Annotated in this window: 9 protein-coding genes; 7 read left to right on the top strand and 2 right to left on the bottom strand. The window is 56.9% G+C overall.

From position 1 onward, the window contains the following. Positions 1–222 precede the first annotated feature (222 nt). Positions 223–1596, bottom strand: coding sequence for a cysteine--tRNA ligase (gene cysS, locus PZA18_RS21495; protein ID WP_308447441.1), 1374 nt, complete (start codon positions 1594–1596; stop codon positions 223–225). A 270-nt stretch (positions 1597–1866) separates the two neighbouring features. Between cysS and PZA18_RS21490 the strand changes: the two genes are divergently transcribed. From PZA18_RS21490 to PZA18_RS21460, 7 genes are all read left to right on the top strand, one after another. Then, the gene (locus PZA18_RS21490) at positions 1867–2643 is read left to right on the top strand and encodes a substrate-binding periplasmic protein (protein ID WP_284102943.1); all 777 of its coding nucleotides are present in this window, start codon (positions 1867–1869) and stop codon (positions 2641–2643) included. 283 nt (positions 2644–2926) lie between these two features. Further along, positions 2927–4540 (top strand): peptide chain release factor 3, encoded by a 1614-nt coding sequence (locus tag PZA18_RS21485; RefSeq protein WP_284102942.1) that lies wholly within the window; start codon positions 2927–2929, stop codon positions 4538–4540. A 261-nt stretch (positions 4541–4801) separates the two neighbouring features. Continuing rightward, entirely contained in the window at positions 4802–4996 is a 195-nt protein-coding gene (locus PZA18_RS21480; RefSeq protein WP_284102941.1) for a hypothetical protein, read from the top strand. Positions 4997–5153: 157 nt separating this feature from the next. Next, on the top strand, positions 5154–5519 hold the full coding sequence (locus PZA18_RS21475; RefSeq protein WP_284102940.1) for a hypothetical protein: 366 nt from the start codon (positions 5154–5156) through the stop codon (positions 5517–5519). A gap of 62 nt (positions 5520–5581) precedes the next feature. Then, the gene (locus PZA18_RS21470; protein WP_284102939.1) at positions 5582–7489 is read left to right on the top strand and encodes an ATP-binding cassette domain-containing protein; all 1908 of its coding nucleotides are present in this window, start codon (positions 5582–5584) and stop codon (positions 7487–7489) included. Between the two features lie 83 nt (positions 7490–7572). After that, the gene (locus tag PZA18_RS21465; RefSeq protein WP_284102938.1) at positions 7573–8046 is read left to right on the top strand and encodes a nuclear transport factor 2 family protein; all 474 of its coding nucleotides are present in this window, start codon (positions 7573–7575) and stop codon (positions 8044–8046) included. A gap of 10 nt (positions 8047–8056) precedes the next feature. Then, the gene (locus PZA18_RS21460; RefSeq protein WP_284102937.1) at positions 8057–9385 is read left to right on the top strand and encodes a hypothetical protein; all 1329 of its coding nucleotides are present in this window, start codon (positions 8057–8059) and stop codon (positions 9383–9385) included. Here the strand turns inward: PZA18_RS21460 and PZA18_RS21455 are convergent, their stop codons facing one another. Beyond that, positions 9386–10366 carry a tRNA dihydrouridine synthase gene (locus PZA18_RS21455; RefSeq protein ID WP_284102936.1) on the bottom strand — a complete coding sequence of 327 codons (981 nt, stop codon included), beginning with the start codon at positions 10364–10366 and terminating at the stop codon, positions 9386–9388. Positions 10367–10393: the final 27 nt, after the last annotated feature.

The raw sequence follows: 10393 nt of genomic DNA, 5'->3' as shown, positions 1-10393 counted from the left end.
TTGCTGTGCAGGCGGTAACTCATGATCAGGAAGGGTTCTCAAGTTGGGCGATCAGACTACGCAAAAGATCTCTGGCCCGATAGAGCGGCCAGCTACGTCTTGGAATGGAATCTGGTGGAACCCAACACCTAGGCTCTGTTGACACAAGAGAACCAGACACCAAAATAAGAAAGGCGACCAAGGTCGCCTTTCTTGTTTGTGGCAGTAGAAGCCGGTTATGGCTTACTGACGACGCCAGGTGGTTTTACCGGCAGCATCTTCCAGCACCACCCCTGCTTTCAGCAATTCATCACGAATGCGGTCTGACTCGGCGAAGTTCTTGGCTTTACGCGCTTCGGTACGGGCAACGATCATCTGCTCGATGGCCTCAGCGCTCAGCCCCCCTTCACCGTGCGCCGCCTGCAGGAAATCCACGGCATCACGCTGCAACAGCCCCAGAATGCCGGCCAGCCCCTTGAGTTGGGCAGACAACTCAGCCGAGCCGGTGCGGTTGACTTCGTTCGCCATCTCGAACAACACCGCAATGGCTTCCGGGGTATTGAAGTCGTCATCCATCACCGTCTTGAAGCGACGGGCATAGTCGCTTTCCCAGTCAATGGGCGCCCGGCCGACCGGGGGAACATTCTTCAGCGCGGTGTACAGCCGCTCAAGGCCATTCTTGGCGTCACGCATCAGCTCTTCCGAATAATTGATCGGGCTGCGGTAATGGCCACGAATCAGCAAAAAGCGGACAACTTCGCCGTCAAAGTGCTTGAGTACATCACGAATCGTGAAGAAATTGCCAAGCGATTTCGACATCTTCTCGCCATGCAACTGCAAAAAGCCGTTGTGCAGCCAGTAATTGACATAACTGTGGTTATGGCAGCCTTCTGACTGAGCAATTTCGTTTTCATGGTGCGGAAACTGCAGATCTTCGCCACCGCCGTGGATATCGAAATGCGAACCAAGGTGGTACTCGCTCATGGCCGAGCACTCGATATGCCAACCCGGACGGCCAGGGCCCCACGGCGAATCCCATTGCGGCTCACCGGGTTTGGCGGCTTTCCACAACACAAAGTCCAGCGGATCACGCTTATGCGGGTCAATCCCTACGCGCTCTCCCGCCCGCAGGTCATCCAGACTCTTGCGCGATAGCTTACCGTAGCCTGGGAACTCCCTGACGGCGTAATACACGTCGCCATTTTCGGCCGGGTAAGCGCGGCCGTTCGCAATCAGCCCTTCGATCAAGCGGATCATGCCGCCTACGTGCTGGGTCGCGCGCGGCTCGTGCGTTGGTGGCTGCAGATAAAGCGCACCCAGATCTTCATGCATTTCAGCAATGGTGCGGTCTACCAGCGCTTCCGGCGTGATGCCCAGCTCAAGGGCACGATTGATGATCTTGTCTTCGATGTCGGTGATGTTGCGTACGTAATCCACCTGGTAACCGGATGCACGCAACCAGCGCACCACCACATCGAACGCCGTCAGCATGCGGGCATGGCCTATGTGACAGAGGTCATACACCGTCATTCCACAGACGTACATCCGCACCTTGCCCGGTTCGATGGGGGTGAAGACTTGTTTTTCTCTGGCGAGGGTGTTGTAGACGCTAAGCATTAGGATGTCCTTGAATGTCACAAAAACACCATTCCGACCAATCGGAAGGCGGCCGACGATTGTAACAAGCAGGGCCAGCCCATAGAAGCCCGCAACGTCACCCCAAGCCCCCGCGCCAGCTTGCGCCGAACCGGACGCCGACACCGCCACTTCGGGCCAGCCTCCCCGCCATAGGCCTTGGCCAGATAACGAATATCTGCCGTATCAAATACTTGCATGAGAATGGGCTATGCTGGCATAGGCGGGGTTTTCAGGAGCGAGGTCTGCGTAATGCGACAACTACTGTTGATAGGCTTTTTGCTGCTTGGCCCCCAGACATGGGCTGCGGGTCAGCTGAACTTGTGCAAGATCGACACGGATGCTGCCCCCTGGATGCTGAAGGACGGCGTCGGCCTCAATAACGTGCTGCTGTCGATGGTGGAAAAAAAGCTGGCCATGCGCTTCGATATTGAGGCTTTGCCCTGGAAGCGCTGCCTGGCAGCTGTTGCTGCCGGCACCAAGGATGGTGCCCTGTCAGCATCCTTCAATGCCGAGCGCAACGGCTTCGCCCTTTTCCCGATGCAGGCCGACGGCAAAACCCCCGATGCCAATCGTCGCATCATGTTCGAGAGCTATTCGCTCTACCGGCGCAAAGGTGACCCCCTGAGCTGGGATGGCAGCAAGCTCACCGGCATGAAACCCGGGGGATTCGTTGCCATACAGCTTGGTTACAGCATCAGCAAAGATCTGCAGCAGATGGGTGTGCCCTATGAAGAGTCTGAAAAATCTGTAGCGCCGTTGCTGCGCAAGCTGGAGCATAAACTGGTCGATGCCGTTGCCACACTGACCAATGATGGTGACTCGGGTATCACCGCGTTACGCTTGCAGGGCGTCATTGAACGGATAGAACCCCCGTTGGTACGTAAACCCTACTTCCTTATTTTCAGCCGTGCGGCCAAGTTGCCAACCGAATTACCCGGCCGGGTCTGGGCTGCCTTGGAAGAAGCACGGGAGTCACCGGAATATCTGACGACCGTGCGCCAGCATGGTTATCTGGGCACGCCATAACCAGGTTGTGTTCACGCACTGATCCCTGCTGCTCGCCATGGCAAAGTCCTGCAAGCCGGAGTGGGTCTGGCAAAGCAGCCTCAGTTTTGCGAGCAAGCGGCGCAATCCCGTCAAAATGACGACGCCAAGCCAACAGCCTCCACCTGAGCGTGCCTGCTGATACCTGACCCCCCGGAAAGTCTCGGAGATACGGTAGCTTAGCGTGGCCAGTGTGGTTGCCGCGCCACAGCGGCTGGCTTACAATCCGCGTCCCCATTTTTGCTCTTCTCATAAGAAACCCGCCATGTCAGATAGCCCGCTTGCCCGCCAGATCGCAACGGAAGTTGCCCGCCGCCGTACTTTTGGGATCATCTCCCACCCCGATGCCGGCAAGACCACGCTGACAGAAAAGTTGCTGCTGTTCTCGGGCGCAATTCAATTGGCGGGTACGGTCAAAGGCAAGAAAACCGGCAAGTTTGCGACCTCCGACTGGATGGAAATCGAAAAGCAGCGTGGCATTTCGGTAGCCTCATCAGTAATGCAGTTTGACTATCGTGACCATGTCATCAACCTGCTCGACACCCCCGGCCACCAGGATTTCTCGGAAGACACCTACCGCGTACTGACGGCCGTTGATAGCGCCCTGATGGTGATTGACGCCGCAAAAGGGGTGGAAGAACAGACTATCAAGCTGCTCAATGTCTGCCGTATGCGGCATACGCCCATCGTCACCTTCATGAACAAGTACGATCGTGAGGTCCGGGACAATCTGGAGCTGCTGGACGAAGTGGAGTCCGTACTCAAGATCCAGTGCGCACCGATCACCTGGCCCATCGGCATGGGCAAAGTCTTCCGTGGCGTGTACCACATCCTCAAAGACCAGGTCATGCTGTTCTCGCCGGGCGAAGACAAAGCCGGGCAGGAAGTTGCTGAAGTCATTGAAGGCATCGATAACCCACGTCTGGATGAGCTGTTCCCGCTCGAAATCGAACAAACCCGGATGGAACTGGAGCTGGTTAGAGGCGCCTCCCATCCGTTTGACCTGGAAGCCTTCCTTGCCGGTACTCAAACCCCCGTCTTCTTCGGCTCGGCCATCAATAACTTTGGCGTGCGCGAAATTCTGAATGCCCTGATCGACTGGGCCCCCGGTCCACAACTGCGCAATGCTACGGTTCGTGACGTCAATCCAGATGAGGAGAAATTCTCCGGCTTTGTCTTCAAGATCCAGGCCAATATGGACCCAAGACACCGCGACCGTATCGCCTTTTTGCGTGTGTGTTCTGGCAAATTCGAGCGCGGCATGAAAATGAAACACCTGCGACTGGAGCGCGATGTCGCGGCCAACTCGGTGGTCACTTTCATGGCCTCCAGCCGAGAACAGGTGGAAGAAGCCTACGCCGGCGACATCATCGGCGTACCCAACCACGGCAACATCCAGATTGGCGATAGTTTCAGTGAAGGCGAAGTGCTGAGCTTCACGGGCATCCCATTTTTCGCCCCCGAGCTATTCCGTACCGTCCGTATCCGTAACCCGCTCAAGATCAAGCAGCTGCAAAAGGGCTTGCAACAGCTGGGCGAAGAAGGTGCTGTACAGGTATTCAAGCCTATCTCTGGCGCCGACATCATTCTGGGTGCCGTGGGGGTATTGCAGTTTGAAGTGGTGAAAAGCCGGCTGGAAAACGAATACGGCGTAGACGCCATCTTCGAAACCGCCAGTATCCACACCGCGCGCTGGATCAGCTGCGACGACCACCGCATGCTGGCCGATTTTGAAAAAGCCGCCGGCATGAATCTGGCCCGCGATGCCGCAGATAATCTGACCTACCTCGCGCCGAACCGCGTCAACCTGCAGCTGACGCAGGAGCGCTGGCCCAAGGTCCAGTTCCATGACACCCGCGAGCATGCTGCGAAGCTGTAAACCAAGTCAGCCCTCCGCAGCAGCTTCCTCAAGGCCCGGCCAACCGCCGGGCCTTTTTCATTGATATCCGGCCCGGAATTTATGCTGAGTTGTCATATCTGAAACTGACGAAGCAACAGAGTCAACCACCCCCTATTTTCAATTAGTTAATTGAATTTCTTACGCCTGCAACGTCACAGCAAAACTACCGCATCTTGACAAGAATGCAATTAAAACCAATAAATATATTCGTGATAGGGCGTACACAATTGGAGAAACATAATGAAAATTGCCAAGTCAGTTCTAATCCAATGGCTAGCGGGGGCCGTGGGTATTTATGGTTACACGTGGCTGGTGAGTACACCACATCATGGAGACCTGATGCGGGCGATAGTTGCAGGTGGAATTTCTTCCGTTCTTTATACCATCTGGCAGCGATCAAAAGAAAAGAATCAAAACAAAGATACGCTTGCTTAATTAAAGCGCCAGCCTTAGCTACAACAATCCTCCTGATTTTTCCGACTCTATAATTGTAGCAATCAATACAAATTGATTATTTAATCAGGCCCTGGTTGATAATTTTATAGAGAAATGAATATCTCCAGATTCCAGTCTGATTAATCGAGCATAATCCATGCCGATCATTGACGTCGAACTGGTCGTTCCAGAACCCTACGAAATCGAACCAACCCTGGCCTCGGCACTGGCAGACGCGCTGGGAAAAGTCTTTGGCAGCGCGCCGGGACGCACCTGGGTAAAGGTCCGCTATCTGCAAGCCAGCTGTTATGCCGAAAACGAAACAACTGTTGCCATGGCTGAGCTGCCAGTTTTCGTAACGATTCTGCTGGCTCACCCACCCAGCGGTGACAGCCTAACAACCCAAATGCTGGCAGTCACTCACTGTGTCGCCAATGCATGCAGACGTCGGCCCGAGCAGGTCCATGTGACCTATGCACCCGCTGGCGCAGGCCGACAGGCATTTGGTGGCAGCATGGTCTAGGCGCTGTTGATGGCAGCCTCGGCTTATAATCACCGTCTTTATCCAGTTTCCGAATGATTTCCATGCCCGTTCTTACCGTAGAAAACGCCTGTCTGGCCTTTGGCCACGTTCCCTTGCTCGACCATGCCGACTTTGCGCTGGAAACTGGCGAAAGGGTTGGCTTGATTGGCCGTAACGGCGCAGGCAAATCCTCTTTGCTGAAGGCTGTTGCCGGGGCCATCAAACTGGATGACGGGGAAATCCGCATCGCACATCAGGGCAGGATCGCCTATGTGCCACAAGAGCCGCCCTTCAGGCCCGAAGCCAGCGTATTCGAGACGGTGGCAGAGGGGCTCGGCGAGGTGCAGCAACTGCTGACCGACTACCATGCCGCCACGGCCGCCGCCGGCACCGGTGATGCCGCAGCGTTGGAGCGGCTGACCGAACTGCAACATGAGCTTGAGGCACGCGACGGCTGGCGGCTCGATAGCCTGATCTCCGCCACGCTGTCGAATCTCGGTCTGGATGCCGACGTCAAGGTCGGCGCCTTGTCGGGTGGCTGGAAAAAGCGCGTGGCACTCGCCCGTGCGCTGGTGTCTGAGCCCGAAGTATTACTGCTGGATGAGCCGACCAACCACCTCGACATCAGCGCGATTGAATGGCTGGAGGGTCTGCTCAACAACTTCCCCGGCGCAGTTCTGCTGATCACCCACGACCGGCGCTTTCTCGACAAGGTGGCTACCCGCATTGTTGAGCTGGATCGCGGCAACCTGATGAGCTTTCCCGGCAATTTTTCGACCTACCAGACCCGCAAGGCCGAAATGCTGGAGCAGGAAGCCGTCGTTAACCGCAAGTTCGATAAATTCCTGGCGCAGGAAGAAGTCTGGATACGTAAAGGCGTGGAGGCACGCCGGACCCGCAATGAAGGCCGGGTCTTGCGACTGGAACAATTGCGGCGTGACCGGGCCGCCCGTCGCGAGCGCGTGGGCAATGTGCAGTTCACACTGGACGCCGGCGAGCGCTCCGGCAAGCTGGTGGCCGAACTGGAAAATGTCGAGAAAGGCTTTGGTGGCCGCACGCTGATCCGCAACTTCACCAGCCGCATTCTGCGCGGTGACAAGATCGGTCTGCTTGGCCCCAATGGCGCCGGCAAGACAACGCTACTGAAAATGATTCTGGGTGAGCTGGAACCGGATCGCGGCACAGTACGACGCGGTTCCAAGCTTGAAGTGGCGTACTTCGACCAGTTCCGCGAATCGCTCGACGAAGAAGCCGCCATCGCCGACATCATCAGCAAAGGGAGCGACTTCATCCAGATCGGCAATGAGCGCAAGCATGTCATCAGCTATCTCGAAGACTTCCTGTTTGCGCCGGAACGGGCACGCAGCCCGGTCAAGTCGCTATCAGGTGGCGAGCGCAACCGCCTGTTGCTGGCACGGCTGTTTACCCGCCCGGCCAACGTATTGGTACTGGATGAGCCCACCAACGATCTGGATATCGACACATTGGAATTGCTGGAAAGCCTGCTGATCGACTACGCGGGCACCGTATTCCTGGTCAGCCATGACCGAGCTTTTCTCGACAATGTGGTCACTCAGATCATCGCCTTCGAGCCGGAAGGCAAGTTGTATGAAAACGCTGGCGGTTATGAAGACTGGCTGACCGCGCGTAGCCGCATGCAGGCAGCCGCTGCCGCGGCAACCCCGGCCCGTCAGGACATCGCCAAACCAGCGGCAGAACCCTCACGCAACCGCGCCGTCAAGCTCAGTTACAACGAAACCCGCGAGCTGGAACGATTGCCCGGCGAGCTGGAAGCACTCGAAACCGAGCAGGCCGACCTGCAACAGAAGCTGCTGGACCCGGACATCTACCGCAAAGACCCGAAGCAGGCCCAAGCTTGGCAAGCACGCATCGAGGAAATCGAAATGTCACTACTCGAGAAGTTGGAGCGGTGGGAAGTGCTTGAAAAGAAACAGAAGGGCGAAGCCTGACCGCGCGTAGCCACCCTGCTTCGCTTGTCAACACCCTAGGGGTGCATTAGCTTGCAAGAGACACTCACTCAACCAAGCCTGCCATGCACCCCAACGCCGCACTGATTCACCGCTTCTACGATGCCTTCGCCAAACTGGATGCCGAAATCATGGCATCCTGCTATGGCGACAATATCGTATTCTCCGACCCTGCCTTTACCCAGCTACAAGGCCGTGCCGCCAGTGATATGTGGCGCATGCTGTGCAGCCGTGCCAAAGACTTCTCGCTGACTTATGAAGGTGTGGAAGCAGATGACCACCAAGGCAAGGCACACTGGGTAGCGACTTACACCTTCTCGGCCACCGGCCGCAAAGTCGTCAACCGTATCGACGCCCGTTTCGAATTTGATAACGGCAAGATCGTCCGTCATACCGATAGCTTTGACCTCTGGCGCTGGGCCAGCCAGGCCCTGGGCATCAAAGGCACCCTGCTCGGCTGGACCCCCCTGGTACAGAACAAGATCCGGCAGCAGGCCATGCAGGGCTTGGCCAAATTCCAGTCCAGTCATTCGGGCTGAGGTCGTTACCATGACCGCTCCCCTGAGCCGCTCCGAATTTGCACAAGCCCTTGCCTATGGACAAGGACGCGCAATGCGGCATGTCAAAGAGCATGGCATGGTTGATGTATTGGATCTGGTTCGGGATGCGTGCTTGCACTGTAAATCTCATGATCCACAGTGCGAAGGCAGCCGGGCCGATTGGTTAATGGAGCTAATTGCCGGCGAGCCGGAATTTGCGGAACTGGCTCAAGCCATTCTGACCCAACTGCCCGAGGCCATTGAGGCGGATTGGGATAGTCATGACAGCGGCCAGTTACTTGATCTAGGACTATCACTTTATTGCGCCGGCGTGAGAGAAGCCGAAGGCGGGCTGCGGTTTGCTGCCCATCGCATACTGTCAGAGTGGAATGGTGCCTGGCATTGCGGGACGGTTCTGGTCACTTTAGATGGACTGCAAGGCATCGAGCGCTTGGCCCGGCTATGCGGGGCAGCACTCCGTGCCGACCCAAGCAATCGGCAACCTACCATCAACAACCTGACCGATGACCCAGACCTTCTGCAACAAGCCATGCCACACCTGCAGAAAATGGCGCTGACAGACCCCGACATTGCCGCATATTTGTATGCAAATATACCGTTAGTAGCCGATAGCACCCCATCAGCAACGCAGCGGGAGGACATCTCGCTCGACACGGTTCTGGCCAATGCCGGCAACAAGGCAAGTGAAAGCCGATTCCAATTCAGCCGTTTCGGACGGCGCTCAACGCCCGAGCAAAGGCAGGTATTGTTCACGGCCTTCAATCAAAGCGTTGATCCGGAATTTGATTTGGATTTGCTGAAGATATTTTCGGGGGTTGCGCCGCCGACCTTAAGCCCAAAGTTGAAAGCCATGCTGGACCTTGAGAACGAGGTCCTACGCCATGCCGCTATCCGGGCAGCTGGGCACCTTCAGCGGCGAGAACTGGCTATATGGGCGCTTGAAGCCCTGAAGGAATGGCGCTTCGGAGACGAAACCGTCGAAGTACTGGCCCTGTTTGAACACAATCTCATTCAGGAAGATGTTGCACCAATGATGGAGTTTCTGTGCAAGCATCCCCTCTCTGAGCATGCCGCGCACTCTGCGGTCATGCACATCTTGTCTATCGTCGGCGAGCGATCAGCGGTCGGCTTAATACCGTTGCTCGAATGGGCCTACGTAACGACACCGTGTTCGCTCTGTCGTCAACACATCGTGGAATGGCTAGTGGATGAAGATCATCTGAATATTGAGATAATCCATGAATGCCTGTTTGATTGTCAGGAAGAAACCCGAAAGCTGGCGAGAGAGTACCTAAGCCAACGAGAAGAGATAAAGTGATCACGGGTGATTTGAGCTGGTGTCACTAACGCCCTCAATCTTATACGCCAGAAATCGCTCCAGCTCATCCGGGTCTGTCTGCTGGCGCAGTTGCCGGAACAACTCGTCGGCCTCGTCAAAACCTTGCCTGAGATAGCCCACCCATTGTTTGAGCCGGCCGGGGGCGTGCTTGGGCTCGACGGAGGCGCGGACCTGGCGGTAGAAATCCAGCAGTACCGGCAACATGGCGTGCCAGCTGACTTCGCCATCGGACCGCCCTTCCCGCTCGGCGACGATCTGCCGGGCCAGATCGGGGCGGGCCACCAAGCCTCGTCCGATCATCACATCATCACAATGGCTTTCACGACGACAGGCATGGTAGTCGGCGATGGTCCAGACTTCGCCATTCGCCACCACCGGGGCTTTGACCGCCTCCTTGATGCGGGCAATCCAGTGCCAGTGGGCGGGGGGCTTGTAGCCATCCATCTTGGTGCGGGCATGCACCACGATCTGCGCCGAGCCAGCGGCGTCCAACGCACGGGCGCAATCGAGCGCCAGCGAGGTATCGGCATAGCCCAAGCGCATCTTTGTGGTAACCAGGGTCTCGGCTGGCGTGGCCTTACGTACTTCCGCCACGATCTGGTACAGCAGCTCCGGCTCTTGCAGCAGCACCGCACCACCACGGTGGCGGTTAACGGTCTTGGCGGGGCAGCCGAAGTTGAGGTCAATCACCGGCGCACCCAGCGAGGCGGCCTTGGCGGCATTGTCGGCGAGGCAAATCGGGTCGGAACCCAATAGCTGCAGCCTGACCGGCACGCCAGCGGCGGTTTGCGCCCCGGCAAGCAGCTCCGGGGCGACGCGATGGTAGAAGCGATTGGGCAGCAGGGTGTCGGTCACACGGATGAATTCGGTCACGCACCAGTCAATTCCGCCAAAGCGGGTCAGGACTTCGCGCATCACGTCATCAACGAGTCCTTCCATCGGGGCAAGAGCAATGATCACAGCAGGTAACTTGGCAAGAATAGGACA

The sequence above is a fragment of the Parachitinimonas caeni genome (genome assembly GCF_030129945.1).
Taxonomy (GTDB): Bacteria; Pseudomonadota; Gammaproteobacteria; order Burkholderiales; family Chitinimonadaceae; genus Parachitinimonas; species Parachitinimonas caeni.
This window is presented reverse-complemented; position numbering and strand designations above follow the sequence as displayed.

What these genes read in the sequence shown, in the direction of transcription:
- cysS (WP_308447441.1), bottom strand. Translation starts at nt 1,596, where the DNA reads ATGCTTAGCGTCTACAACACCCTCGCCAGAGAAAAACAAGTCTTCACC.
- PZA18_RS21490 (WP_284102943.1), top strand. Translation starts at nt 1,867, where the DNA reads ATGCGACAACTACTGTTGATAGGCTTTTTGCTGCTTGGCCCCCAGACA.
- PZA18_RS21485 (WP_284102942.1), top strand. Translation starts at nt 2,927, where the DNA reads ATGTCAGATAGCCCGCTTGCCCGCCAGATCGCAACGGAAGTTGCCCGC.
- PZA18_RS21480 (WP_284102941.1), top strand. Translation starts at nt 4,802, where the DNA reads ATGAAAATTGCCAAGTCAGTTCTAATCCAATGGCTAGCGGGGGCCGTG.
- PZA18_RS21475 (WP_284102940.1), top strand. Translation starts at nt 5,154, where the DNA reads ATGCCGATCATTGACGTCGAACTGGTCGTTCCAGAACCCTACGAAATC.
- PZA18_RS21470 (WP_284102939.1), top strand. Translation starts at nt 5,582, where the DNA reads ATGCCCGTTCTTACCGTAGAAAACGCCTGTCTGGCCTTTGGCCACGTT.
- PZA18_RS21465 (WP_284102938.1), top strand. Translation starts at nt 7,573, where the DNA reads ATGCACCCCAACGCCGCACTGATTCACCGCTTCTACGATGCCTTCGCC.
- PZA18_RS21460 (WP_284102937.1), top strand. Translation starts at nt 8,057, where the DNA reads ATGACCGCTCCCCTGAGCCGCTCCGAATTTGCACAAGCCCTTGCCTAT.